Origin of the sequence: Rheinheimera sp. (genome assembly GCF_036782235.1) — a bacterium.
GTDB lineage: Bacteria > Pseudomonadota > Gammaproteobacteria > Enterobacterales > Alteromonadaceae > Pararheinheimera.
On record NZ_DAIPZL010000003.1, the window covers coordinates 1 to 26,215 of the forward strand.

The 26,215-nt window shown below is 47.6% G+C and carries 25 protein-coding genes, 1 tRNA gene and 2 pseudogenes; 23 read left to right on the forward strand and 5 right to left on the reverse strand.

Annotated elements, in window-relative coordinates; all coding sequences use genetic code 11:
* Positions 1–372 precede the first annotated feature (372 nt).
* Positions 373–447: transfer RNA gene (locus tag V7P87_RS04055), tRNA-Arg, on the reverse strand.
* 282 nt (positions 448–729) lie between these two features.
* Positions 730–1,911, reverse strand: a complete 1,182-nt coding sequence (locus tag V7P87_RS04060) for a flagella assembly protein FlgT (protein WP_333796281.1) — start codon at positions 1,909–1,911, stop codon at positions 730–732.
* 172 nt (positions 1,912–2,083) lie between these two features.
* On the opposite strand from V7P87_RS04060, the gene V7P87_RS04065 reads away from it, so the two are divergent.
* The gene (locus V7P87_RS04065) at positions 2,084–2,539 is read left to right on the forward strand and encodes an LPP20 family lipoprotein (RefSeq protein WP_260657650.1); all 456 of its coding nucleotides are present in this window, start codon (positions 2,084–2,086) and stop codon (positions 2,537–2,539) included.
* Between the two features lie 192 nt (positions 2,540–2,731).
* Here V7P87_RS04065 and V7P87_RS04070 read toward each other — a convergent pair whose 3' ends face one another.
* From V7P87_RS04070 to flgA, 3 genes are all read right to left on the reverse strand, one after another.
* Positions 2,732–3,163: a flagella synthesis protein FlgN gene (locus V7P87_RS04070; protein WP_333796282.1), complete on the reverse strand. Its 432-nt coding sequence runs from the start codon at positions 3,161–3,163 to the stop codon at positions 2,732–2,734.
* Entirely contained in the window at positions 3,160–3,483 is a 324-nt protein-coding gene (gene flgM / locus V7P87_RS04075; RefSeq protein WP_333796283.1) for a flagellar biosynthesis anti-sigma factor FlgM, read from the reverse strand. Before flgM ends, V7P87_RS04070 begins: the two co-directional genes overlap by 4 nt.
* Positions 3,484–3,560: 77 nt before the next feature.
* A complete protein-coding gene (gene flgA, locus V7P87_RS04080) occupies positions 3,561–4,271 on the reverse strand; it encodes a flagellar basal body P-ring formation chaperone FlgA (RefSeq protein ID WP_333796284.1) in 711 nt (236 codons plus the stop codon).
* Positions 4,272–4,401: 130 nt separating this feature from the next.
* Here flgA and V7P87_RS04085 point away from each other — a divergent pair, with 130 nt between their 5' ends.
* The 22 genes and pseudogenes from V7P87_RS04085 (at position 4,402) to V7P87_RS04185 (ending at position 26,173) form a co-directional block, all read left to right on the forward strand.
* Positions 4,402–5,331 (forward strand): chemotaxis protein CheV, encoded by a 930-nt coding sequence (locus V7P87_RS04085; protein ID WP_333796285.1) that lies wholly within the window; start codon positions 4,402–4,404, stop codon positions 5,329–5,331.
* A gap of 14 nt (positions 5,332–5,345) precedes the next feature.
* The gene (locus V7P87_RS04090; RefSeq protein WP_260657655.1) at positions 5,346–6,179 is read left to right on the forward strand and encodes a CheR family methyltransferase; all 834 of its coding nucleotides are present in this window, start codon (positions 5,346–5,348) and stop codon (positions 6,177–6,179) included.
* Between the two features lie 143 nt (positions 6,180–6,322).
* Positions 6,323–6,724 (forward strand): flagellar basal body rod protein FlgB, encoded by a 402-nt coding sequence (gene flgB, locus V7P87_RS04095; protein WP_260657656.1) that lies wholly within the window; start codon positions 6,323–6,325, stop codon positions 6,722–6,724.
* Positions 6,724–7,137, forward strand: a complete 414-nt coding sequence (gene flgC / locus V7P87_RS04100; protein ID WP_333796286.1) for a flagellar basal body rod protein FlgC — start codon at positions 6,724–6,726, stop codon at positions 7,135–7,137. Before flgB ends, flgC begins: the two co-directional genes overlap by 1 nt.
* A gap of 10 nt (positions 7,138–7,147) precedes the next feature.
* The gene (locus V7P87_RS04105; protein ID WP_333796287.1) at positions 7,148–7,846 is read left to right on the forward strand and encodes a flagellar hook assembly protein FlgD; all 699 of its coding nucleotides are present in this window, start codon (positions 7,148–7,150) and stop codon (positions 7,844–7,846) included.
* A gap of 20 nt (positions 7,847–7,866) precedes the next feature.
* Complete coding sequence (flgE, locus tag V7P87_RS04110) at positions 7,867–9,183, forward strand: flagellar hook protein FlgE (protein ID WP_333796288.1); 1,317 nt, start codon at positions 7,867–7,869, stop codon at positions 9,181–9,183.
* 293 nt (positions 9,184–9,476) lie between these two features.
* Complete coding sequence (flgF, locus tag V7P87_RS04115; RefSeq protein WP_333796289.1) at positions 9,477–10,223, forward strand: flagellar basal-body rod protein FlgF; 747 nt, start codon at positions 9,477–9,479, stop codon at positions 10,221–10,223.
* 23 nt (positions 10,224–10,246) lie between these two features.
* Positions 10,247–11,035: a flagellar basal-body rod protein FlgG gene (flgG, locus tag V7P87_RS04120; protein ID WP_333796290.1), complete on the forward strand. Its 789-nt coding sequence runs from the start codon at positions 10,247–10,249 to the stop codon at positions 11,033–11,035.
* Positions 11,036–11,048: 13 nt separating this feature from the next.
* Positions 11,049–11,726: a flagellar basal body L-ring protein FlgH gene (gene flgH, locus V7P87_RS04125; RefSeq protein WP_333796291.1), complete on the forward strand. Its 678-nt coding sequence runs from the start codon at positions 11,049–11,051 to the stop codon at positions 11,724–11,726.
* 19 nt (positions 11,727–11,745) lie between these two features.
* Complete coding sequence (locus V7P87_RS04130) at positions 11,746–12,837, forward strand: flagellar basal body P-ring protein FlgI (protein WP_333796292.1); 1,092 nt, start codon at positions 11,746–11,748, stop codon at positions 12,835–12,837.
* A gap of 1 nt (position 12,838) precedes the next feature.
* Positions 12,839–14,095: a flagellar assembly peptidoglycan hydrolase FlgJ gene (gene flgJ, locus V7P87_RS04135; protein WP_333796293.1), complete on the forward strand. Its 1,257-nt coding sequence runs from the start codon at positions 12,839–12,841 to the stop codon at positions 14,093–14,095.
* Positions 14,096–14,174: 79 nt separating this feature from the next.
* The gene (flgK, locus tag V7P87_RS04140) at positions 14,175–16,160 is read left to right on the forward strand and encodes a flagellar hook-associated protein FlgK (RefSeq protein WP_333796294.1); all 1,986 of its coding nucleotides are present in this window, start codon (positions 14,175–14,177) and stop codon (positions 16,158–16,160) included.
* Positions 16,161–16,162: 2 nt separating this feature from the next.
* Positions 16,163–17,392, forward strand: a complete 1,230-nt coding sequence (gene flgL / locus V7P87_RS04145; protein ID WP_333796295.1) for a flagellar hook-associated protein FlgL — start codon at positions 16,163–16,165, stop codon at positions 17,390–17,392.
* Positions 17,393–17,982: 590 nt separating this feature from the next.
* Positions 17,983–18,978 carry a flagellin N-terminal helical domain-containing protein gene (locus V7P87_RS04150; RefSeq protein ID WP_333796296.1) on the forward strand — a complete coding sequence of 332 codons (996 nt, stop codon included), beginning with the start codon at positions 17,983–17,985 and terminating at the stop codon, positions 18,976–18,978.
* A gap of 149 nt (positions 18,979–19,127) precedes the next feature.
* A complete protein-coding gene (locus V7P87_RS04155) occupies positions 19,128–20,339 on the forward strand; it encodes a hypothetical protein (protein ID WP_333796297.1) in 1,212 nt (403 codons plus the stop codon).
* A 90-nt stretch (positions 20,340–20,429) separates the two neighbouring features.
* Positions 20,430–20,843 (forward strand): annotated as a pseudogene (locus V7P87_RS16700) (flagellin N-terminal helical domain-containing protein); the annotation flags it as partial.
* 300 nt (positions 20,844–21,143) lie between these two features.
* Positions 21,144–21,422 (forward strand): annotated as a pseudogene (locus V7P87_RS16705) (flagellin); the annotation flags it as partial.
* A gap of 93 nt (positions 21,423–21,515) precedes the next feature.
* Positions 21,516–21,944 carry a flagellar protein FlaG gene (locus tag V7P87_RS04165; RefSeq protein WP_333796299.1) on the forward strand — a complete coding sequence of 143 codons (429 nt, stop codon included), beginning with the start codon at positions 21,516–21,518 and terminating at the stop codon, positions 21,942–21,944.
* 19 nt (positions 21,945–21,963) lie between these two features.
* On the forward strand, positions 21,964–23,364 hold the full coding sequence (gene fliD / locus V7P87_RS04170) for a flagellar filament capping protein FliD (protein WP_333796300.1): 1,401 nt from the start codon (positions 21,964–21,966) through the stop codon (positions 23,362–23,364).
* Between the two features lie 19 nt (positions 23,365–23,383).
* Positions 23,384–23,803: a flagellar export chaperone FliS gene (fliS, locus tag V7P87_RS04175; RefSeq protein ID WP_333796301.1), complete on the forward strand. Its 420-nt coding sequence runs from the start codon at positions 23,384–23,386 to the stop codon at positions 23,801–23,803.
* The gene (locus tag V7P87_RS04180) at positions 23,793–24,092 is read left to right on the forward strand and encodes a hypothetical protein (protein WP_333796302.1); all 300 of its coding nucleotides are present in this window, start codon (positions 23,793–23,795) and stop codon (positions 24,090–24,092) included. The genes fliS and V7P87_RS04180 overlap by 11 nt, the downstream gene beginning before the upstream one ends.
* Positions 24,092–26,173, forward strand: a complete 2,082-nt coding sequence (locus tag V7P87_RS04185) for a motility associated factor glycosyltransferase family protein (protein WP_333796303.1) — start codon at positions 24,092–24,094, stop codon at positions 26,171–26,173. Before V7P87_RS04180 ends, V7P87_RS04185 begins: the two co-directional genes overlap by 1 nt.
* Positions 26,174–26,215: the final 42 nt, after the last annotated feature.

Genomic DNA, 26,215 nt, shown 5'->3' on the forward strand with positions numbered 1-26,215 from the left:
ATGTCCGGCATCAAGACAAAGTAGCTCGTGAAGACGAAGAGCGGCAAATGATGTTAGATATGGAGTCACGCTAAACTAGCCCCCTTCTAGGGGGGCCTTTTGCAAAGCCACCTCCTATGGAGGTGGTTTTTTACGTACAAGCCAAAGTTCTGATTTCAAAACCTTCCCTGATACACACAATATCCAGCTGCTGAGGCCGGCCTGCTGCAGTGAGGGGTTATCACAAGGTTTCTTTTATTACCGGCAAAATGCCAGCCAGCTTGGTATTGGCAAAGTTGAGTTTTTTGCTTGCGCCTTTTGGCAGGGTAAAGACTGTTTTGAGCTGAGGATGTTATTTTGCTGGCGGCGCAACAAAGAATATAACAACGCAAATGGCGGCCCCAACAGGAATCGAACCTGTAACTGCCCCTTAGGAGGGGGCCGTTATATCCATTTAACTATGGGGCCATATTTTATTGTGTAGTCTGTTGAGTTGCCGCCTGAGCTGCCTGAGTGTGCTTCTGACTCAACGGCGCCACATGCTGCTAAAAATGTGGCCTTTTGTCAATTGATGCCGTGTTTATTTGCCGATAGTTGCTGAATAATCAAACAGCTGCAGCAATACATGGCTTTATTACTGCAGCGTCACAAGCTGAGTGGGCTGTACCCAGAGCTACTTTTTATCATTGTGGTTCTGCATTTGTCGGCCCGGATCTGCGATTGTGGGCTTTGCGAAGGTCAGATCCTTGATTATTGCCCGTCAGACTCCTGCTCCACCCATTCATCCTGCACCACCTTCTGCGCCGCTTGTGCCAGATCGCCCACCTGCACATTGGCCAGTAAACGCGCATCGACACTTTGTGCCCAGGCTGCTTCATGGCTTAACTGGGTGACTTTGACTGTCATATCCGTGACGGCCAATAAGGCCTGGGTTTGACCAAAATTGTCGTTGAGTTCACGCCTGTGTACCAGGGTAAAGGTATCGCCAACCTGCACCCCATGGGCGCTGCCAAGGTTCAGCAGCACCTGATTGTCTCTGACTTGTAATAACTCGGCCACCACAGGTTCACAGCGGATGGCTTCTTCCACATCCAGTACTGCGGCATCCAGTACCCGCTCCGCCGCCTGACCATAACTGGTTTGCCAGAATCTGTGATATTGTGGATCTAAAGCTGTGGTTTTACGCACGCGCCAAATAGCTGAAGTCTGATACTTTTGTTGCATCAACAGTTTTGCTTCGGCTAAATCAAACAGCGACAACTGCAGATGGTAAAAACGTTCGCGGTCGGCATCACTCCAGAACTGCCAGTTGGTACCCTGGGTTTCGCCCAGTGACACATCGTTTAGAGTGGCGCTTAACAGATAACGGGCACCATATTGCCGGCTAATGGCTTGACGTTCGTTGTAACTTAATTTGTCGGCATCGATGGGCGCCGGCAGCGCCTGAGTCCAGCTGCTTTGACTGAGCTCCGTCAGTTTGTCGTTAAAAAGCTCGCTGCTGACTTTGCCAAGTTCAAATAAACCACCAATGACGGCCTGTTCCGGCACCTTTAATTTAAAAGGTGCGATCAGTAATTTCTTTTTGTAAGCCACGTTAGGGCAGGCGGCTTCACCCGGCACTATGTCGGCGCGGATCGTCACTTCAAAAGTGCCATTGCTGGCGCGCTCAGACACCAGATGCACCTGCTGCACTTCACCATGGCTTTTTAACTGCATACTGTCTTGTGTCAAAAGACCGTCGGTGACCTGCTGTACACTGCGCACTGACACACCGGCAAACAACAATGCCCGTTTTACCGCATCTTCAGTGGCCTGGGCTCTGGCTGCAGCCTGATCACCATTACGGATCGCGGCCTGGCCTGTGGTTTCGTACCATTCGGCCTGAGCCTGGCTCGCCAGAAGCAGCATTGTGACGCCTGCTAACTTACGCATATAAAATTCTCCACTAACTGATAACAGCACAAAGCAATTTACGTGCCTTCTCTTGGCTAACCATAATTCTGGCGTGAATTCTGCAAGGTTTAGCCAAGATATGTGCCACAAAGTGTTGCTGTTTGCAGTGTGAGTTCTGCTGTAGCGACCACCGAACGACAGAAGGTGAATAATGAACAAATTTTTGCTGCCCTTGTTAGCCAGCCTGGCCCTTTCAGGTTGTAGTTTGTTTATGGATAAAGAAGTGCAGTGGGAGTCGGTGCCGCCGGATAATTTCCCGCTGATCAAAGCTGTAGGTTATGCGCCTTTAACCGAGCAAAAAGCCGCGACTGAAGAAGAACGTATGCTGATGGCGATGAAAGCCTCTAAGCTGGAAGCCTATAAAGAGTTAGCCGAACAGGTGTATGGCCAGAAAGTGGATTATAAAGTCACTATGGGGCAGGCGCTGTTGGGCAATGAGCAGTTACGTGCTTCGTTACAAGGGGTGATCCGTGGCGCGCGCGTTGTGAAGACTTACCCGGTCGGACAGTTTTATGTCACTGAGATGGAGCTTGATTTCAGGCAAGTGTATGACCTGTACCAAAATGCCCAGCCGGTGCGGCGGGTAAAATCAGTCAAATATTATTAAGCGGTATTCACAAGGCTCAAACAGGTGCCAGAACTTCGGTGCCAGGGGGCGCAGAGCCTGCAGCCATTGGTTTGTAGCCCTTGGTTCTGTATTGGTGTGGCTTTATCATCGCAGAAGACTAAAACAACAACAGCGGGCATGGCCCGCTGTTGTTTTTTAAAAAGCTATGCCAGCAAGTTGCTCAGCACAGCCTCAGGCTTTAATGCCACCACCTTTGTGGTCAATGGCCGGTTTACCTTTGGCAGTATAAGTCAGGCCGGATTTCCCACGGTTTTGCAATAATTCGTGTTTAAAACGTTCAACAATCAGCTGGCTTTGTTGCAGCGTCAGGGCATTAATTTCATTTTGTTCTTTGCACTGCTGCAGTATATGGTCGATGTCCTGCACTTTTTGCACAAACCAGGGTTCGTTTTTTACCGCGCTTAACATGGGCAGGGCAGCAATGTCCTGATCTAATTGCTGAATTTGTTCAAGACAAGCCAGTTTGGCTGCACCACCCTGTTCCAGTGCCTCGACGTTGCGACTGGAAATGGCGTCAAGTTCAGCTTTTAATAACGACAAAAGCATCGTCAGATGCTCTTGTTGTTGTTCAAACAAAGGAAGGATGAGGGCCTGGTCTGTCATTTTTTGTCGAACAGCTCGCCTTCAAACTGCATAATGCGTCTGGCCAGCGCTTCTACATTAATTTTGTATTTGCCTTCAGCAATAGCTTGTTTAATTTTGTCGACCTTTTCCTGATCGATACCAGAACTGTTGCTGGCTTTTTCCTGAGCTTTGGTAAACTGCTGCGCCTGAGTGGTCAGAGACACGGAGTCCTGCTTTTGTGCTGGCGCGCTCATATTCACTTGTTGCTGCGCAACTTGTTGTTTCTGAATGCTTTGATCAACTTTGTCAGTTTTCACTGTGGTGGCATTCTGCACACCTTGATTGACATTAATCGCCATAATTCACCCCTCATCAGACCCTTTGGCCTATTCCTTAAACTCTTTAACGGCCGCAGGCAGAAAAACTTTAGAACTTTTTACAACTTTATTTCGGCTTTTTTTACTGCAGTGACCACAGCACTGATCACCTTTTGCGATTGGTTGTTTTGTAACCGCACAGTATCGCCAAAACTGCCATCCTGCAAGGCTGTCGCCTGAGTACTGACCGAGAGTGTGCTGGAAATACCTTCAATTGTAACAACATCGCCCTTACATACAAGACAAAGATCAGCCTGACTCAACATTTGTCCGGCGTTCAGCGCTTTTTTGCTGCGGGCACCTATCACCAGTTGCAGATTGGTCACCGGCATGCCACGGCTTTGTAATACATCAATATCGGCCATGGTCAGCATTTCTGCAGTCAAATAACTGCCGGCTGCAATTTTTTGTGTGCTGACCACTGTGCTGATTTGCTGACGTAGCCGAAGCGGTACAAATAATTGCCAGCTGTTGCCTTCATCGGCGCAGCTGATCCTGACAGTATTTTGACGCTGCAGTTTAGGGGTCACCAGACTAAATTGTGGGGCGCTGTCACAGCTTTTGTCGGCCAGCCGGTTATCCAGCGGATAGAGCTCGGCCTGCATTTGACCATGCTCCATTTGTTGCAGTTGTTGCTGCAGCCATTCAGAGGCTTGAGCTGACAATTCGGCCATGCTGTAGTTGGTAGCGCTCAGGGGAAAACTGCAGTGCAAAAACAACAAACACAACAGTAATTTGCCAGAAGAAGCCTTAAGAAATTTATCGTACATTTTCATATTGTTTCAGCTATGCTTTATCGGCAAAGGGCTATAACATACCAAGTATGTCAATTTTTCAGTAACTTGCCGCTATTTTCCTTCTGCTGCAAGAATCGATCCTGAAAGTTCTGGGGAGTCTCACATGGCGGGTATTCTTGATTCTGTAAACCAGCGCACCCAGTTGGTTGGGCAAAACCGGTTAGAGCTGTTGTTGTTCCGGTTGGCTGGTCGGCAGCGTTTTGGCATTAACGTTTTCAAAGTCAGAGAAGTGCTGCAGTGCCCGCCGCTGACAGCCATTCCAAAACGGAATAAGTTTGTCAGAGGTATTGCCCATATCCGCGGTCAAACCATTTCTGTCATCGATTTAAGCCTGGCAACAGGTGGACGTCCGATTGAAAACGTAAAAGACAGCTTTATTATCATTGCCGAATACAACCGCTCAGTGCAGGGTTTTTTGGTTAATTCCGTTGAACGTATTATCAACATTAACTGGGAATCTATTATGCCGCCGCCAAAAGGCACGGGCGGTCGTCAGAGTTATTTAACGGCAGTGACTGAAATTGACAAAGAGCTGGTGGAAATTATCGACGTGGAGAAAATCCTCGAGGAAATCTCACCTTCACCTACCACTATTACCGCTGCAGTTGAAACTGAATCTATTATGGCCGACCTTGGTGACAGAACCATTCTGATCGCCGATGACTCAGCTGTTGCCCGCAATCAGGTCAAAAGGGCGCTGGAGGGTTTGGGCGTGACCATGCATCTGGTGAAAAATGGCCGGGAAGCTTTAACCTACCTGCAGGAAGTTGCCGCCAGTTGTGAAGAGTCGGTGACCGAAAAAATCGGTTTGCTGATTTCGGATATTGAAATGCCGGAAATGGATGGTTATACCCTGACGGCAGAAATTCGCCTCGACCAGAAACTGAAAAAATTGCATGTGATCCTGCACACTTCATTAAGTGGAGTGTTTAATCAGCAAATGGTACAAAAAGTTGGTGCAGACGACTTTATCGCCAAGTTTAATCCTGATGAACTTGGTGAGTCGGTACGCAAGTGGTTACATACTGATTGATAGGTGGCATCGCAGTGGCGAACAAAGAGCTGCATGACAGTGAGTACAAGCTGTTCAGGGATTTCCTTGAGCAGCAGTGCGGCATAGTACTGGGTGACAATAAACAGTATCTGGTGAAAAGCCGGCTTGGTCCTTTAATGCAACGTTTTAATCTGGCCACTTTATCCGAGCTGGTCAGCAAAACGTTGAGTCCGTTTGAGCGGCAACTTCGTTCCGCTGTGATAGACGCTATGACCACCAACGAGACCTTGTGGTTTCGCGATACCTATCCTTATGAGCTGCTGAAAAAACAGATTTTTCCGGAGCTGGAAAAAGATCACCGCAATGTCAAAATTTGGTCAGCGGCCAGCTCATCCGGTCAGGAGCCTTATTCTATTGCGATGACGGCGCTGGAGTACCAGGCACAAAGGCCTTCGGCTTTTAGTCTGGGGGTGCAAATCCTCGGTACTGATATTTCCAATGCGATGCTTGAACATTGTCAGCGTGGTGAATACGACGGCCTGGCGTTATCCAGAGGTTTATCGCCCGAACGGCGCAGCAAGTTTTTTGAAGAGAGCGGCAATGGCATGATGCGGGTGCGGGATCAGGTGCGTAAGAATGTGTCCTTCCGCCATTTAAACCTGCTCGACAGTTACACTTTGCTTGGCAAGTTTGACATTATATTCTGCCGTAACGTATTGATTTATTTCTCTCCTGAAGTAAAAGCCAAGATCATTCGCCAATTTGCCCAGTCTTTAAATCCGCGTGGTTACCTGTTTTTAGGGGCTTCTGAATCTTTAAGCAGTGTGAATACCGATTTTGAAATGTTGCGCTGTAATCCCGGCATTATTTACCGCCGTAAAAACTAACCCTTCCACAGAGCAGGCTCCTGCCGGCTCTGTGTCTTTTGTGAAAATCCTGCATTATTTTGCCAGAAGAGCACAGTGCCAAAAATTTGTGGCCTGAGTTTTGCTAAAGAAATTCTGTCATTCACAGAATAGAGTGCTGCATCATGGCAATCAGCTTCGACCGGGCCTTTGGCCTGCATCCCCAGGGGATGTTACTCAGAGAAAAACGTTCCGAAATATTGGCTGACAATATCGCCAATGCGGACACACCGGGTTTTAAAGCCAAAGATCTGGATTTTCAGACCGCGCTTGCCAACGCCCGGACTCAGCAAAGTTCCTCACTGAGCCGTACTCATGACAAACATTTTGTAATTTCAACCGATCTGCGCCAGGAAGTGAAATTCCGCAACGTGGAGCAAACTGATACCGGTGACGGTAACAGTGTTGATATTCATCGTGAACGCAATGCGTTTAGCCAGAACAGTATGGAATATCAGGCGTCACTGAATTTTCTGAACGGAAAAATTAGTGGCTTGAAAAAAGCTTTAGGTGGAGGTCAGGCCTAATGAGTTTATATCGGGTGTTTGATATTGCCGGTTCCGGTTTAACGGCGCAGGCGCTTCGGCTGAACACCACAGCCAGTAACATTGCCAATGCCAATACAGTCAGTAGCAGCATTGACCAAACCTATCGTGGCCGTCATCCGGTGTTTGCCGCTGAACTTGACCGCGCGAAGGAAGCGCAGGGCGCAGGGGTAAAAGTAATGGGCATTGTTGAAAGCGATGCGCCGCTGACCACCGAATACAATCCAAGCCATCCAATGGCGGACGAAAATGGTTTTATCTACAAACCAAACGTGAATGTGATTGAAGAGATGGCCAATATGATTTCAGCCAGTCGCTCGTACGACGCCAATGTGCAGATAGCCGACGCAGCTAAACAGATGCTGAGCCGTACTCTGACACTGGGTCAGCGCTAAGGAGTAAGCCATGACGACCGTCAGTAATAATACCAGCAACAGTTATCTGGACAGCCTGAAAGGAGCCAACGGCGCCAAGGAAAAAACCGATGCTGAAAAAGCCGGTGCTTTAACCCAGGCCGACTTTTTTGCGCTGTTAACCCAGCAGTTGGCGTTTCAGGATCCGACCAAGCCGGTTGAAAACGATCAGATGATTGCCCAGATGACCAACTTCACCATGGCCGATGGTATCAGCTCGCTGAACAGCAACTTCAAAAGTTTTGCCAGTAGCATGGACTCAAATCAGGCGCTACAGGCATCGAGCCTGGTTGGCCGCACAGTGCGGGTCAGTTCAGACAAAATGCCTTTTGACGGCACCAATATGACAGTGGGTTCTACTGAAGTACCTGCCAACACCAGTTTATTGACGGTGAAAATTTATAACGCAGCCGGCGCTCTGGTGCGTTCAGAGCCGGCTGAAAGTCCGCCGAGCGGCAAGTTCGATTTTGCCTGGGATGGCAATAATGATGCAGGTGAAGCGCTTCCTAAAGGTATGTATACCGTTAAGGTAGAGGCCAGTGTCAATGGCAAAACCGAAGCATTACCGACTTCTTCTTATGTGCCTGTGACCAGCGTAACGTTGGGCAAAGGTACAGGGGACATGACATTAAATCTGTTTGGTTTAGGTGCAAAAAAACTGGCAGATATTTTAGAAATTGCAGCGGGTTAACTCCGTCAACGAGGTGAACTATGAGTTTTAATATTGCATTAAGTGGTCTGGCAGCCGCTCAGAAAGACTTGGATACCACGGCAAATAATATTGCTAACGTCAATACCACAGGTTTTAAAGAATCCCGTGCTGAATTTGCTGATGTGTATGCAGGTTCTATTTTTTCCTCGAACCGCACTAAAGTCGGTGACGGTGTGTCAACGTCGATGGTGGCACAACAATTCAGTCAGGGTGCCCTGAAATTCACCAACAACTCGCTGGATTTAGCTATTACCGGTGATGGTTTTTTTGCCATGACCCCAGGCCTGGCTGACCGCGATATGTCTTATACCCGCGCCGGAGCTTTTAAACTGTCTAAAGAGAATTTTATTGTCGATAACAACGGCAACTATTTGCAGGGGTATCCGGTAGACCCAAGCACGGGGTCGGTCAGCTCAATCAGTTTAAGTACCACCAGACCGATTCAGATCCCAAGTACAGCCGGTGCACCACGTTCAACCTCGAACGTGTATCTGACGATGAATCTGAATTCAAAAGACGTGGCGCCAGCCGGTGGTTTCCCTGCCTTTAACCCGTTGGATAAAACCACTTATAACTCAACAGCAGGTACGTCAACTACTGTGTATGACAGCTTGGGTGAACCTCATATTCTGTCGTTTTATTTCAGAAGAACAGATCCTGCAACAGATAATAACTGGGAAGTGTATGCGGTGTTTGATGACAAAACAGCAGCAGGTCAGCCTTTTGGCCCTGTAGTGCTGGATTTTGACGCCAACGGTGTGCCGACTTTACCACTGACCGCGTCTTTGCCGGATCTGGTGATCCCACAGGCGACATTAAATACACCTACTTACTTGCAAAACGGTGCCCAGTTTACCGGCCCGCTAACCGTGAATTTTAACGATCAAGCAGCAACCCGGTTTCCAACGCAGTACGCCTCTAAGTTTGAAGTGGGCTCATTAAGCCAGGATGGTACTACTGTGGGTCGCTTAACCAGTATCGACATTGATGCGGCTGGTAAAGTGATGGCAAGCTACAGCAACGGTGACCAGACTTATCTGTCACAAATTGCCATGGTGAAATTTGCCAACCCACAAGGTTTAACCCAGACCGGCAACACGGCCTGGAAAACCAGTCTGCGTTCAGGTGAACCACTGGCAGGTGAAGCGAACAGCGGTACTTTAGGCGCCATTAACTCGTCGGCACTGGAAAACTCCAACGTGAACCTAACCAACGAACTGGTGGATTTGATTTCAGCACAACGTAACTTTCAGGCCAACTCAAGAGCACTTGAAGTCAACAGTACCTTGCAGCAGACCGTATTGCAGATCCGTTAATAGATGCGCTGATATTGCACTGATAAAAAACCACCTGCGGGTGGTTTTTTTATGCCGGGGATTCAACGATGCCGGCGTTAGTGCATTACAAGCCTGGTTGTTACTTAAGGTATTTCAGCTTCGGTTGCTCTTTTTTCTGAAACGACAATCAGCGCTATAAGTGGCAAAAAACAGCCGCCAAAAAGCCAGCATTCGCTAGTTCTTTGCTGCTTTACACATCATGGCATCATCTTTGCTTTAGTCCTATATCACGGGCTGAACTAGCCGGTACTTTTGAATCACGGAGCAAGGTTATGGACCATTTGCTGTATATCGCGATGAGCGGTGCCAAAGAGAATATGAATGCTCTTGGCGTGCGGGCAAACAATCTGGCCAACGCCAATACCACGGGTTTTAAAGCAGATTTAGAGCAGGCGCGTTCGATGCAGGCCTTTGGCGACGGTTTGCCAAGCCGGGTTTTTGCCATGACCGAAATGCCAAGTCAGAATTTTGACGCCGGCGAGCTGAAGATCACCGAAAACGAGTTGGACGTGGCTATTCAGGGGGATGGCTGGTTTGCGGTGCAGGATGCCGATGGCAATGAAGCCTACACCAGAGCCGGCAACCTAAAAATCAGTGCTGATGGCATGCTGCAAACCGCTTCAGGCTTGGCCGTGCTCAGTGATGGTGGTGACCCCATTCAGCTGCCGGTGCCGCTGGCAAAAATTGATATTGCCGCTGATGGCGGTATTCAGGCGCTGGCACAAGGTGCACCTGCGACAGCGATGGCCGAAGTGGGGCGTATCAAGCTGGTGAAACCAGAAAACGCCGATGTGGTGAAAGGCAACGATGGTTTATTCCGCCGCAAAGACGGTGAAGTTGCCGAGGCAGATGCGACTGTGAGTTTATTGTCCGGTGCCCTTGAGGGCAGCAATGTGAATGCTGTGGGTGAGATGACTTATATGATCAGCCTGCAGCGCCAGTACGAGTTACAAGTCAAGATGATGAAAACCGCTGAAGATATGGATCGCCAGCATAATCAGATTTTACGCATAATCTAGAGCCTTAGGCTCAGGAGGACACCATGCATCCAGCACTTTGGATCAGCAAAACAGGTTTAGATGCCAAGCAGCGTGATATTTCGGTGATTTCAAACAACCTGGCCAACGCCAGTACAGTCGGCTACAAAAAAAGCCGGGCTGTGTTTGAAGACCTGTTATATCAGAACGTCAATCAACCAGGTGGCCGCTCATCACAAAACTCGGAACTGCCCAATGGTTTAATGCTGGGTGCCGGTACCAAAGTGGTCGCCACCCAGAAAAACTTTACTCAGGGCAATCACATGACCACCGACAATGCGCTGGATGTGATGATCCAGGGCTCAGGTTTTTTTGAAGTGTTGATGCCTGACGGTACTATTTCATACACCCGCAATGGCCAGTTCACCACCGACAGTGAAGGCAACTTAGTGACCTCAGGTGCCGGTTACCAAATTCAACCCACTATCACCATTCCGCCGGAAGCAACTGATATCAACATTTCGCAAGACGGTGAAGTGTCGGTAAAAATTCCGGGTCAGCCAGAAAACGCAGTATTGGGACAGCTTATTGTCACCAACTTTATTAACCCGGCCGGTTTAGAGCCGATAGGGCAGAACTTATTCCGCCAGACCGGTGCCAGTGGCGACCCGGTACAGGGTGTACCAGGCCTTGAAGGTATTGGTTATGTGGTACAGGGCGCACTGGAGTCGTCCAACGTCAATGTGACCGAAGAGCTGGTGGGCCTGATTGAAAGTCAGCGGGTGTATGAAATGAACTCCAAAGTGATTTCAGCAGTGGATCAGATGCTGAGCTTTGCTATCCAGCAGCTGTAAGCGGGAGGTTATGATGCGAATTGGAATTTATTTGCTGGCACTGTGTTTAATTTCTGGCTGTGCCAGTTATGAACCAGAAGCTATGCCTGACGACCCGGCTTTTGCTCCGTTACCGCCTGAGCCCGCTGCTGTGCCAGTGGTGCAAACCGGCTCTTTGTTTGCATCCGGTTTGTCTCATGGTTTGTATTCAGACAATAAAGCCAGACGCGAAGGCGACATTATTACCGTGGTATTACGCGAGAATACCCAGGCATCGAAAAAAGCCAAAACTGAATTTGGCAAAGATAGCAGCAACAATATTGAACCTATGGTGGGTCTTGGCGGGCGTAATATCAGTGCCGCCGGCAACGTGCTGCAGCTTGGTATGAACTCAAGCACAGATTTTAAAGGTGATTCCAAAGCAGATCAGAGCAACAGCTTAACCGGCGATATTTCGGTGAATGTGCTTCGGGTGATGGCCAACGGCAACCTGGTGATCCGTGGTGAAAAATGGCTGACGCTGAACACAGGTAAAGAATATATCCGTTTAACAGGGGTGATTCGCCCTGAAGATATTGATTCACGCAATACAGTGGAGTCGAGCAAAATTGCCAACGCCCGTATTGAGTACAGCGGCACAGGTGCGGCACATGGTGGCCAGGGCCCTGGCTGGTTAACCAAGTTTTTTGCATCAGCCTTGTGGCCGTTCTGATCTGATTGAGGATAAGGCGATGAAAATTTCAGCCTGTATGTTGTTAAGTCTGGTGCTCTGGAGCATGAACGCACAAGCGGCCCGTATTAAAGATGTGGCGACTGTCGAAGGGGTGCGTTCTAACCAGCTGGTCGGTTATGGTTTAGTGGTGGGTTTGCCGGGCACAGGGGAACAAAGCCCTTTTACCGAACAAAGCTTTAAAACCATGTTGAGCAACTTTGGCATTAATTTGCCGGCTGGCATGAAATCGCAGATCAAAAACGTCGCTGCTGTAGCTGTGCATGCCGAGTTACCGGCTTTTGCCAAACCAGGTCAGGCGATAGATGTGACAGTGTCGTCGGTCGGTAGCTCAAAAGGACTGCGTGGCGGCACTTTATTACAAACTTTTTTAAAGGGCCTGGACGGGCAGATTTACGCCGTGGCGCAGGGCAGTCTGGTGGTCAGTGGTTTGGGCGCTGAAGGTGCCGACGGTTCCCGCGTTGTGGTCAACACACCAACAGTAGGCCGTATTCCCAATGGCGCTATGGTGGAACGCGAAGTGGCAAGCCCTTTTGCCCAGGGCGATTACATTACCTTTAACCTGAACCGTGGTGACTTCACCACAGCCAAAAATCTGGCGGCGGCCATCAATGGTTTTATCGGTGATGAAACGGCCAGAACTTTGGATGCACGTTCAGTGCAGGTGCGCGCCCCCCGTGATATCGATCAGCGCGTGTCTTATCTGGCAACACTGGAAAACTTGACCTTTGAACCCGCGTCAGACTCGGCCAAAATTATTATTAACTCGCGTACCGGCACTATTGTGATAGGCAAAGATGTGCGGTTATTTCCGGCTGCTGTGACCCATGGTGGCATGACAGTGACCATTGCTGAAAACCCAACAGTGAGTCAGCCCAACGCCCTGGCCGACGGTGAAACGGTGGTGGTGCCTAACACTATTATTGATGTGCGGCCGGACCGGTCACGGATGTTTAAATTTGACCCTGGTGTAACCCTTGATGAGCTGGTCAGTACTGTCAATGCGGTAGGGGCAGCACCTGGCGATCTGATGGCCATTCTGGAAGCCTTAAAAGAAGCCGGTGCCATTCATGGTGAGCTGGTGGTGATCTAACATGAACAAGCCTGATGTCAGTGTGTCTTATCATGATTTGTCGAGCCTGAATCAACTGCGCGCTACGGCAAAAAAAGATGAAACCGCCTCCATCAAGCAGGCTGCGCAGCAGTTTGAGTCGGTGTTTATGGGCATGCTGTTGTCCAGTATGCGCAAAGCCAACGAAAGTTTTGGCGAAGATAACCCACTCAATAGCCAGGCCACCGAATTTTATCGGGATATGCACGACAGCCAGCTGGCAACCGAGTTGTCAAAAAAAGGCGCTTTGGGGCTGGCTGATTTAATGGTGCAGCAACTCAGTCCGGAAAAAAGTAAAACCAAAGCGGCCAGTCATATCAGCCCGCCATCACGTTTTGATGTGCCGGAGCAGAAAAATTATTCCCTGCCATCCGACAGCAATATGCACCGGCTGGACAGCAGAGAACCGCGTTTTGTCAAACTCGACCCTGAACGTATTGTGCTTCATGCGATGCCGGTAAAAGCAGGTGCAGAGCCACAAAATAAGCCGCAGGGATTGCAGCCTGAGCTGACATCATTGGCGCCAGAGCAGCATATTCAGACAAATACCACATCATTTGTGCAGCAGCTGCCACCAGAGCAGCAGTATGCGGCAGCGCCAAAACGCCCGGCCGGCGCTCAGCACTTTGCTGCTGAATTACAGTTCTCTGCCGTGAAGCCGATAATCATAAAACCGGCGTCACAACAAAGTGGGGTTGCTGCAGTCACAGCAAAGCCGGCAGTGGCTGAAGTGGTCGCCACACAAAACCCTGACGCAGCCACAGCTTTTATTCAGAAGTTATTGCCGGCAGCAGAGCAGGCCGCCGCTAAACTGGGTTTAGAGCCACTGGCGCTCATTGCCCAGGCGGCACTTGAAACCGGCTGGGGCCAACGGATGTTTAAAACAGCAGAAGGCCAGAGCAGTAATAATTTGTTTGGCATCAAGGCGATGGGTAACTGGCAGGGCGATGTGGCTGTGGTTGATACCCTGGAATACCGCCAGGGCGTGGCACAAAAAGAAAAAGCAAAATTCCGTGCTTATGACAGTGCAGAACAAAGTTTGTCGGATTATGTGGAATTAATTCAGTCCAATCCGCGTTATCAGGCGGCGCTGGACGTGGCTGGGGATACCAAAGCTTATTTCCGCCAGTTGCAGGCGGCAGGTTACGCCACAGATCCGAACTATGCCGAGAAAATATTGTCAGTTTTACAAGGTCGTGCGTTTAAAGAGGTACGAAACTTGCTGGACAAATCTTCATAACATCGGCCAATCGAGTGCCAGGAATCGAAGCCGGGATCAAGCAGCCGCTTTCCCGCAGTGACAGAGTCAGGAGTTTCAGATGTCAGATAATTTGCTCACTATAGGCACCTCCGGCGTGCTCGCCAGCAATGGTCTGCTGAACACTACCTCCAATAACATCAGTAATCTTAATACCAAAGGTTATGTCCGCCAGTCGACCGAATACGAGTCTTCAATTCTGGGGCTGGGCGTTGGCCGGGGCACCACCAGCCGCATGGTCAACGAATTTGCGCTCAAGCAGCTGCGCCGTGATACCAGCAATGTGGCATTTTACGAACAGTACTTAGCCGAAGCCCGTCGTGTGGACACCTTATTTGCCAACAATGCCAATAGCGTTGGTACCGGCATGACCGATTTATTTAAGCAGCTGCAAACGGCCAATAACGATCCGGCCAATAACTCGTCGCGCTCTTTGGTGCTGGGAAGTGCCCAGACGCTGATCAACAAATTTAATACCCAGGCCAATTTATTGCGTGACCAGCAAGCTTATATCAATGATCAGTTGTCAGTTTATGTGTCTGATGCCAATTCAATGGTGACTTCAATAGCGCAGCTGAATAAAGCAATTGCCGGTTATGGGTTGTCAATCAACACACCGCCACCACTGGATTTATTAGATAAAAGGGATGAAGCCATCCGCAAACTGGCCGAACTTGCCGATATTCAGGTGCTGGATGCCGACAATGGTGAAAAGCTGGTGTTTTTATCCACCGGCCAGTCTGTAGTACTGGAGCAGGGCAAATTTAATTTATTAAGTGCCGATGGCGACCCGGAAATCAGCCGCAAAATTGTCAGAATGCAGCTTGATTTTAATACCAAGGTCACTGCTGAAATCGACAGCAACAAGCTGGGTGGCAAAATTGGTGGTTTGCTGGAGTTCCGTTCACAAATTCTGGAGCCGACGCTCAATAAAATTGGTCAGCTGGCGCTGGGTCTGGGTGACAGTTTTAATGTGCAGAATAAATTGGGGATGGATGGTAACGGCCTGCTGGGCAAAGACCTGTTTACCCTGGGCGTTTATAGCGGTATGCCATACCGGCAAAATACAGGTTCAGGCCAGGTGCTGGCCACAGTCGAGCCCGGCGAAGGCAAAAATATTCCGCCCAATGATTTTTTAATTGAATTTGTGGCGCCGAACCAGTTCACCATGTCGGCTCTGGATGAGCGTGGCGCTGTGATTGCTGGCTCGGCCGTGACCCAGGTTACAGGTACTGTGGCTTATGGTTTTGAAATTAATATGGACACCAGCACAGGTGCTTTTGCCGCCGGTGACAAATTTTTATTTAAACCTCTGAGTGTCGCCGCCAACGAAATTGCGCTAGCCACCACCAGACCGGAAGATTTGGCGCTGGCATCACCTATCCGGGGCGACTTTACGCTGAATAACCTGGGGAATGCCCGTTTTGGCGACATCAAGGTAACAGACACCACGGCACCACCTTTTGCCACTTCAGGGGTGTTAACCGGTGGGCCATTCACAGTGCGTTACCTCGGCGGTAATGATTTTGAAATTTTTGATGGCACTAATACCTCACTGGGTACCACGGGGGCCATGCCAAGCGGTTTATATAACAATGTCATGGCTGCAGCAGGTCTTGGCACCTACGGTTTTGATTTTAATATTACCGGCGTGCCCAAGCCCGGTGATACATTTACCATTGATTACAACACCTCGGGTTTTAAAGACAACCGCAATGGTCTGGCGTTGTCGTCGTTACAAACGGCAGATTTGATTAGAAAAAATGCAGTTTCCACTGCTGCGGCCGATAACAGTTCATCGCTGACCGAAGCTTATGGTGATGTAGTCAGTTTTGTCGGCCAGAAAACAGCGCAAATCCGCATTGCATCAGAGTCGGCAAAGTCGGTACTGGCGCAGTCGGAAGCCTGGTACGAGTCGGTGTCCGGAGTGAATCTGGATGAAGAAGCGGCAAATTTAATCCGCTTTCAGCAAAGTTATGCCGCAGCGGCCAAGATTATTGCAACTTCACAAACTATCTTTGATACGCTGCTGCAAGCTGCGAGGTAATTATGCGTCTTTCATTTAATCAGACCTATGCCGTTAACGTGGCGGCCATTGGTAAAGCGCAGGAACGACTGCAAATGGCCAGCGCTAAGCTGGAAAAACAAACCAAAATTCTGACGCCGGCTGATGACCCATCAGGTGCCGCCCGGGTGGCGGCACTGGATCAGCAAATTGACAGCACTGGCCAGTATCAGGTGAACAGTAATATGCTGTCCAACAGCCTGGATGTGGAAGAAACTGTGCTGCGCAGTATTCAGAGCTCAATTCAGCAAGCCAAAACTCTGGTGATTTCGTTGGGCAATGGCGCAAATTCACAAACGGAACGGGCAGCTATAGCCGGTCAGCTTGCCAACGTCAGGGCAGAAATTTTTGATTTAATGAACCAGCGTGATTCCAACGGTGGTTATTTGTTTTCCGGTTTTAATGAAAAAACCCAGTCTTATGAATACAACGAATCAACAGGTTATTATGATTTTAAAGGGGATGAAGGTCAGAAGTTTCTGCAGGTGTCCACTTCTGTAACAGTGCCAGCCAACGACAGTGGTAAAAACATTTTTGAAACTGTGGATGCCCGTAATAAAGCCATTAATGTTACACCAGCCGGCGGTATTACCACAGCGGTCATTGAGGTTGCCAGCCAGTCGATTTTTGACGGTTTTTACAGTCAAAAATATGACGGCGTCACGCCGGCCAATAATGACTATCGCGTGAGTTACACAGCACCGGATCAATACGCCATTACCTTGCAAAGTGGCGCACCTTTAGTGCCGCCCGTTGGTGGGACTGTGTTGCCCGGTCAGGCAGTGAATTTTAATGGTTTAAAAATTGATCATATTGGTACCTTCCCGGGCCAGATTGATTTTAGTCTGAGCCCACCAGCCAAAAAAAATATCCTCAATACCCTGACTGATGTGATTAATGCGGTGCTGCGTGACCAGCTGAACCCGGACCAACTTAGGGAAGTACTGGTGGATACTTCAGTACAGGTTGACAGAGCTGCATTAAAAGTGGGGGAAACTGTGTCAGCCCTGGGTGGGCGGCAGAATCTGATCAGCAGTATTTCCGGCAGTCTGGAAGACTTAAAAATTGCCAATGTGGAATACCGTGCTGATATTTACGAACTGGATTTAGTGCAGGGTATTACTGAGCTGACCAAACAGGAAACCCAGTTACAGGTGGTGCAAAGCACTTTTACCAAAGTGACTAAGTTGAGTTTATTTGATTATATCCGCTAGCTGACTTGCAGCTGTGTGATGCCAATGTAAAAACCAGTCCTTAGCCGACTGGTTTTTTGTTTTCCTGTTCTGCGTTTTGTTATCTGCCCCAGCCTTAACAATGCAACAAAGCTGTGGTGTTTTTTGCGGATGCAGAAGGATACCGAAGTTATTTTGCATCTGAGCTTAAAAATCAGATGCAGTGATGCTGCTTTGCTGCCGATATAACAGCAGCAGACGCCAGAAAAGCTGCAACAGGAAGCAGCACTGAGCGATGTATTCGCAGTCATGATGGGGAAAGGGATTGGTGCAAGCGCCTGAAAAGGAGTGGCGCTCTTAACCATTGGGGGTAACGTTAAGAGCGCCGGTATTTGATAAATGCAATAAGCGGAGGCTATATAGCTTTTATCTGTGACAAGTCAAAAACCCATCACAGCTAAATTATATGCACAGTTTGTGCCAGAATAAAGAAAGTAAAAGACCAACAACCTTTTTCAAAAAATCTGCAAAAGTTTCTAAAGTTTCCTCCCTGGCGTCCGATAAATAAGTATCAGGCAAAAATACAAACAAAACAGTTTGTTAAACGCTTTAAGCTACCAGGAGATACCACCATGGCCTTATATGTAAATAGCAACATCAGCTCATTAAATGCTCAACGTCAGATGATGAATTCTGGCAATGCTCTGGATACTTCATTCAAACGTTTGTCATCTGGTCTGCGTATTAACAGCGCTGCTGATGACGCCGCAGGTTTACAAATCTCTGACCGTCTGGAATCACAAATCCAGGGTCTGAATCAGGGTAACCGTAACGCCAACGATGGTATCTCTCTGGCACAGACTGCTGAAGGTGCAATGGATGAGTTAACCTCAATGTTCCAACGGGTTCGTACTCTGGCATCTCAAGCCTCAAACGGCTCAAACACTGAGGAAGACCGTCTGGCCATCCAGGAAGAAATCCGTTCCTTAATGGCGGAAGTTAACCGGGTGGCAACAGACACCACTTTCGGTGGTCAGAAACTGCTGGATGGTACTTACAAAGCAGCCTTCCAGGTGGGTGCCGATGCTGGGCAGGTGATTGGTTTCTCGATGAAACAAGTGGGCGGTACTTCGGGTGATACCACTTTCAGTTTGTCAGGTAACGGCGGTTTTACACTGTCAGGTATTGCAGGTATTGCCAGTAATGCGACAGGGAAAGCTTTAACTGATGTACTGAACAGCAAACAAATTTCAGCGTTAAGTAGTATTGATAGTACCTTTGCTCTGTCTGACGCCGCTTTTACCGCGATTTTCTCTAAAACCGGTATCAGTGTGTCTACTCAGTTGAATGCGCAGCTGGTGCTGGCGGGCATGGACTCATTAATAGCTGTCGTCGACAAAAAACGCGCTGAGCTGGGTGCGGTGCAAAACCGGTTCCAGTCAACCATTCGTAACCAGGCCAACATCAGTGAAAACCTGGCTGGTGCGAAATCACGGATCAAAGACGCGGACTTTGCAGTTGAAACTGCATCTTTAACCCGCTCACAAATTTTACAACAGGCTTCGTCTACCATCCTGGCTCAGGCGAACCAAAGACCTCAGGCAGCTTTAAGTCTGTTACAAGGTTAATAGCTAACAAGTCCTGAAGCTTAAGCGGAGGTTGGCGCTCTTGACATGGGGTAATGTTAAGAGCGCTTTTTTGTTGGATATCAGTACTTTTCATCCGGCTTTTTGTAGCTGTAACCAGCTGTTAGGGCAGGATATTGAGGAGGCAGATCATGCAGTTCGATCAAATCCCGCAATCACTGTGCAATCCGCTCCCTGTGTTTTCAGCCATTTTTTACCCGGCTGTTGCCCTCTTGTATCCATGTTTTTTTGCATCAAAACAGTTTGGCCCAATCTCAGGTCAAACCCGTCTGTGGCAACTCTGGTCTGATAAAACCTCAGCGCCTGCTCATTGCACTGCTGTTGCCGGCACTCCCTATTTTGCGGTTTCAGAACCTGAGCAACCAGTATCTGAGCGGGCGCAATTTATTATTCATGCTGACACAAACACACAATTTCAAAACTTCAATGGCAACACCATCTTTGCTTTTGGTGTTGCCACTGCGGTTTTCCAATCGGGAAGCTGTTTGCAACCAATGAGAACTTTATTGTTTAGATCGTGGCCGCATTTGACTTACCAAAATTTTGCCGCAGTTCCTGTACTGCACAAGTGGCAACTGACCATATCGGCACCAAAGCAGGGGGCTGCAACTGCAGTGGCTGGCAACTGTAATGCAGCAAAGGGCAGATTCATTAAGCCCGACAAATTCAGGGTTAAAGGGGAATTCAACATAACCAAGCGGAATGCCGCAGCACGGGGATGCCAAAAACTGCAGCTATATCAGGTGGATAACATAAATCTATTGATCCCCGATGATTGGCTGGCTGAAAGCCAGGGGGCATCTTGCCGGGCGCAATCAAAGAGGCTGTTTTATGCCAGCTTTGGAGGCTTAACTCTGTCTTTCAGACCATATTTGTGGCAATACCTTCACCGAGCACTGACCTATCTACACGGCGGATCTGGTTTTTCTGCTGAGTGCAACAGCTACGCTGCGAGGGCGCAAAGCTGGGCAATGACAACACATTTGCGTTTGAGTCAGTTCTCGGAACAGCTTCTACAGCGGCAAGTTACAGCAGTTGCGGCCGCCTGGCGTCGGCCGATATTTGCAGCCATAAGGCATCAAGTTGCCGCACTGCGCGCTTTGCACCGGCTTCAGATACTAAACACAGGGTTGCAACAGCAGAAAATACCTGTGACACAGAAATATTTTTTAGAGGCAAGTCACTGTTTTGACTTGAAAAAATTTAGGTTATTTGGCCGTTCTGAAATTATTTTAAAATTTTTAAAAAAAATTCCTAAAGTAATTCAGAACGCCGCCGATAGCTTAAACAAGGGGAACTGTAATTGCAGCGACCTTGTGTTGAAAGTCTCATTATTACAATGAGTTAGGTCCAAGAAGTTCGTTTACATGCTGTTTTAGCGGTTAGGGGTAACCTGTTAAAACAAGCATTATTATCAATAATCGGAGGCTATTATGGCTTTAGCAGTCAATACCAACGTCAGTTCGTTAAACGCCCAGCGTCAATTAATGAACAGCGGCAACAATCTGGATACATCGTTCAAGCGTTTGTCTTCAGGCTTACGGATCAACAGCGCTGCTGATGACTCTGCAGGTTTGCAAATTTCTAACCGTTTAACAGGCCAGATCAATGGTCTGAATCAGGGCATTCGTAACGCCAATGACGGTATTTCTCTGGCACAAACCGCTGAAGGTGCAATGGACGAAGTAACGTCCATGTTCCAGCGTGTCCGTACTCTGGCATCTCAGGCCGCAAACGGTTCTAACACCGACGAAGACCGGGTCGCTATTCAAGAAGAAATCCGTTCATTAGTGAGCGAAGTGAACCGTATTGCTCAGGATACAACTTTCGGTGGTCAAAAACTGCTGGATGGTTCGTACAAAGCCAGCTTCCAGGTCGGTGCCGACGCAGCACAGGTTATCGGTTTCTCTATGAAACAAGTAGGCGGTACTGCAGGTGACACCACTTACAGTCTGTCAGGTAACGGTGGTTTTACGCTGTCAGGTATTGCTGGCATTGCCAGTAATGCGACAAGCAAAGCCCTAACGGACACGCTGACTACCAAACAAATTTCGGCATTAAGTGGTATCGACAGTGACTTTGCACTGACTGATGCTGCTTTTACCGCAATTTTCACCAAAACCGGTATCAGTGTATCTACTCAGCTGAACGCACAACTGGTTCTGGCGGGTATGGACTCGTTAATTGCTGTGGTGGACAAAAAACGTGCTGAATTGGGTGCTGTTCAAAACCGGTTCCAGTCGACCATCCGTAACCAGTCTAACATTTCTGAAAACCTGTCAGGTGCCCGTAGCCGGATCCAGGATGCAGACTTCGCAGTGGAAACTGCTTCTCTGACCCGTTCACAAATCCTGCAACAGGCCAGTACCTCGATTTTGTCTCAGGCAAACCAGCGGCCACAAGTCGCCTTGTCATTACTGGGCTAATCGTGAAAAATGGCCAGCTCAGTGAGCTGGCCATTTTGATTTTGTGTCACCTTCGGGTGAACAGTTGTATTGCGATTAACTGAGGAGGCAATTATGGGTTACGATACAACCTTGTCTCTGGACAGAGAATTACCTGATTTATTCTCTGGCAACAGAACAAAAATCGTCAATGACACCGAAGCCTTGCTGGCTGTTGGTAAAGCTGAAGCTAAACTGCCGTCCAGTCAGAATGAGACTGAAGTAGAAGCTGAAAAAACAGAAAAATCAGAAGAGATGGTCGACAACGACCGGATCAGAGAATCGTTAGAGTCACTGAATCAGTTTATTCCATTGGTCAATACCAACCTGGTGTTCGAATTTGATGACTTAAACGAGCCTCCTATAATTAAAGTCATCGACAAAGAAAGCAAAGAACTGATTCGTGAAATTCCGTCACGGGATTTGGATAAAGTTGCTAAAGCTTTTGGTGATATGGTCGATACACTGAATAAGTCCGGCGCTTTATTTAATACTGAAATTTAGGCCGCAAGGGGAAGATAACATGGCAGGTATTACTTCAGCAGGTGTAGGTTCTGGTCTTCCGTTGGAAGATATCATTAATGCAACCCTCAATGCGGAAGATCAACCCAAGCTGAAACGCTTTGAAGCAACCAAAACCCGGTTGAACGTCGAGTTATCTGCTTTGGGGGCCGTGAAATCGACATTATCAACTTTACAGGATGTTATTAAGAAACTTGCATCTGCCGATAATTTTAACAAACGTATTGGCACAGTCAGGCAGCCGACAGGCGGTGACTTGATTTCGGTGGCGACCACTGCAAAATCGACCACAGGCAATTTTAATATTGAAGTAACTCAGCTGGCGCAAGGCAGCCGGGCTCTGTCCAATGCCGCTTTTACCGCACCTACTGATGTGGTAAATGCCACTGCGGGCACCCTAACGCTCAAAGCCGGAACCAAAGATTTTGCGGTTGATATTGCTGCGGGCGCGACTTTAGAAGACATTCGCAATGCCATTAATGGCTCACAAAGCAATTTTGGTATTACCGCTAACATTATCAATACAGGTGGCGCCACACCAACCTCAAAACTGGTGATCACGTCCAATGTGACAGGCGCTGGCAATGACGTCATTATCGAAAACGACAATGCCGATTTAGACGCAGTGTCGACAGTTGCTTTTGGTGGTGGCGCTGGCGGTATGACCATTGCTGCGGCTGATATGGCAAAAGATGCAATCGCCAAAGTGGATGGTGTTGAAGTCACCAGTTCGTCAAACAAATTCAGCAATACCATTCAGGATTTAACTTTTACAGCGTTAAAAGTGGGCGCCGCCGGCGAAAAAGCCCGTATTGACGTGTCTTATGACACTGCAGGTGTTGAAAAACTGATGGATGAATTTATCAAAGCCTATAACAATGCTATTGGTACCATCGATTATCACACCAAGGCCGGGGCCGGTTTGTATGGTGATTCAACTATTCGCGGTTTAAAAACTCAGTTAACCAATAGTCTGCAACAAGTGATTAAAGGTGCTGGTCCTTTTGAAACGATTTTTGACGTGGGTTTGGGTCTTAAAAAAGACGGCACTCTGGAAAAATCTAGTCTAGTGCGTAGTATGAGCACAGCCCTATCTGACAATTATGCCGATTTCGGTAAGCTGTTTTCATCTGAAACCGGATTTGCCAAGAATGTATCGTCACTTTTGGATAAAAGTCTGGATGCAAAAGGCTCATTTAAGTTCCGCACCGACAGCATCAATATGTCACTGAAAGATTTGCAGGCTGACCGTGAAAAACATGATTACCGCATGTCGCAAATGGAAGTGCGGTTAAGAGCCCAATATTCAAGTTTGGATTCATTAATAGCCCAGATGCGTAGTACTGGCACATATTTGCAATCACAATTGGGTAGTTTACCCGGTTTTGTCAAAACGAAATAACAGCTGACAGAGGATAACCATGAGCATTAAGTTTTATCAAAAAGAAGCAACCAAAACCCGGTTAGCCGATGCCAGCCCATATCAGGTGATTCAGTTATTAATGTCAGGTGTGCTGGATAATCTGGCTTTGGCCAAAGGCGCATTAAGCCGCCAGGATTTTGAAGCCAAAGGACGTGCCTTATCCAAAGCGTCCGCCATTCTGGAAGCCTTACGTTCTTGTCTTGATGACAGTCTTGCCCCTGAGCTGACCAACAATTTATATGCGTTGTACAGTTATATGATTGAACGTTTGATTGATGCGGCCGTTGAAAAAGAAAATACTGCTGCCATTGATGAAGTAAGTGAGCTGTTTAAAACCATTAAATCAGCCTGGGATGAAATTCCAATGGAAGCACAGATCCAGGCTGAACAAGCTAGGGGCATGGCCAATGTCGGCTGACCAGCAGCTGTTACAACAACAAATTTGTCAGTTTGAAACTTTGCTTGCTGCTGAACAATATGACGAGGCCTGTAAGGCTTGTATTGAAATTCAGCAGCACCTGATGCTTTTTCAGCATCAGGGTAATACGGCCGATGTTGCTGACGACATCAGGGCGTTAAAATCCTTGTTTGATGTCAAAATTGAAGAGCTGAAAAAAAAACTGCACCAGGTCCAGATAACTGTTGCTTCCCTTGACCAGTTTCGGTCTAATAAAGTGAGTGAAGCTTATCAGAAGAACAATTATTGATGTCAAACGAATTCGAGAAACAATTAGCTGACATTGAATCTAAACTCGCTGAAGTTGTTGCACAAAAAGAACGTGACCTTTTATTTGAACAAGAATCGCAACAACGTTTTAACGCCAATCTACAAGCTTTCCAGAAATATTATCCTGACGTTTATAAAACTATCAACGAATATGAAAAGCGTGATGATTTTAAGTTTATTGTCAGGGAAGGTGGTCTCGCTGATTTTATTCCATCCGGTCAGACTATTCCTTTGTATGGTGTGGACATCAAAAAAACTGTCGCCAGTCAGGTAGACAGATACCGTGATAAAGCTTTTTTCAGCATGACCAAATATGGTTTTGGTGTCAAAAGTGAAGATGCACGCATCCATATCCGTTATATGCATGCTTTAGATCAACAACTTGCGGATTTTTATGCGCAGGAACTGACACCTATTACTCAGCTGCCGCAGCATTTCCCAAGTGCCATTATTTTTGGTATTGGCCTTGGTTATCATATTCCATTGTTACTGGAGCAGCACTCTTTTGATTATTTGTTTATTTGTGAGCCTGATTTAGAGCTGTTTTATGCCAGCTTATATTGTATTGATTGGGCGGCTATCATTCAGGACATTGATGAAAAGGGTAAAACATTATTTTTGCAGGTCGGTGTCAGTTATAAACACTTTTTTGCGACCCTCACTTCGGTTGCAGCCGATATAGGCGCTTTTTCACTGGTGCGCAGTTATTGTTACCAGCATTACCCATCACCTGAAGTGAACAAACTGATCAAAGAGTTTTTTGACCGCTATCGCGATTTACAATTAGGTTTTGGTTTTTATAACGACGCTATTACCGGCCTGGCCCATGGTATTGAAAACCTGAATCAGGGTTATGAACTGTTTTATGCCGATCCCAAAGCTGAAAAATTCCCTTATGCCGATGTGCCGGTTTTTGTCATTGGTAACGGTCCTTCGCTCGACGACGCTTTTGAATTATTACAACAGGTTAAAGACCGGGCTTTGATTTTTGCCTCGGGCACAGCGCTTGGTTCTTTGTTAAAAATGGGCATAGATCCGGATTTCCATGTGTTGGTGGAAAGGCCAAAAATTACTTATGACATTCTTCTCGATACTCAGCCCAAAGAAGTGTACGAAAAACTCAATCTGTTGACTGTTGATGTGATGTACCCCGACGTGCTGGATTTATACAAATGGGCAGGGGTGGGGCTTAAAGGCCCGGAAGCTGCAACTTTTTTTATTTATCAGTACATTGCCTTAACACGGCAGAAGTTATTGAAAGCCATGCCTAATTGTGGCCCGTTAGTGGTAAATACAGCTTTGTCTTTTGCGGTGTCGATGGGCTTTAAAGAAATTTATCTGGTGGGTGTCGACAACGGTTACATCAATAAAGCCACTCACTCCAAGTTCAGTATTTACAGCGATGAAAGTTTAGATTTTAAACGGACCGTCAATAAGAACGCCCACAATAAATTAGAAGGCAATTTTGGGGGCACTGTGATGGCGACTGACTTATTAAAAGTTGCCAAAATTCAGATTGAAAACCTGATCAAGTCCGCCAAAAACATCTTTTTTTATAATGTGGGTTTTGGTGCCAAACTTGAAGGTGCCCATCCGCTGACCGTTGAAGATGTGCTGGTGCCGAAAAAAACAATTGATAAAGCCGCCGTAGTGGCAGATATCAAAAAACGCTTTTTTATCGACTTTAAACTAAACATTCAGGAAGGCGACATCAACTTTAAACTGCTGGATGAAGTTTGTGAGCATATGATTTCGATTGCCAAAGAGCCTGTGGCAAACCGGGTGGAAGCGTCAGATTTATTGATGCGTCAGGCCCGTTATCTATATGCCTTTAACGGTACTAAATTTACTTATATCTTCCATATGATCAAAGGCTCGTTATTGTATTTTCATTGTCCTATGCTGACCATGTTGTACAGCTTTGAAGAGGAAGAAGAAACAATGGCGCAGTTTGAAAAATCCAGACAGTTATGGATTGATTATTTAACCGATATCAAAAATGATTTCCCACTGCACTGGAATACCAAGTGTGACTGGGGGTTAGAGCAGCGCGATCTGTAGCACTGCAGAGCCTGTGATGGCTCTGGCAGTGCTTAGCCAGCG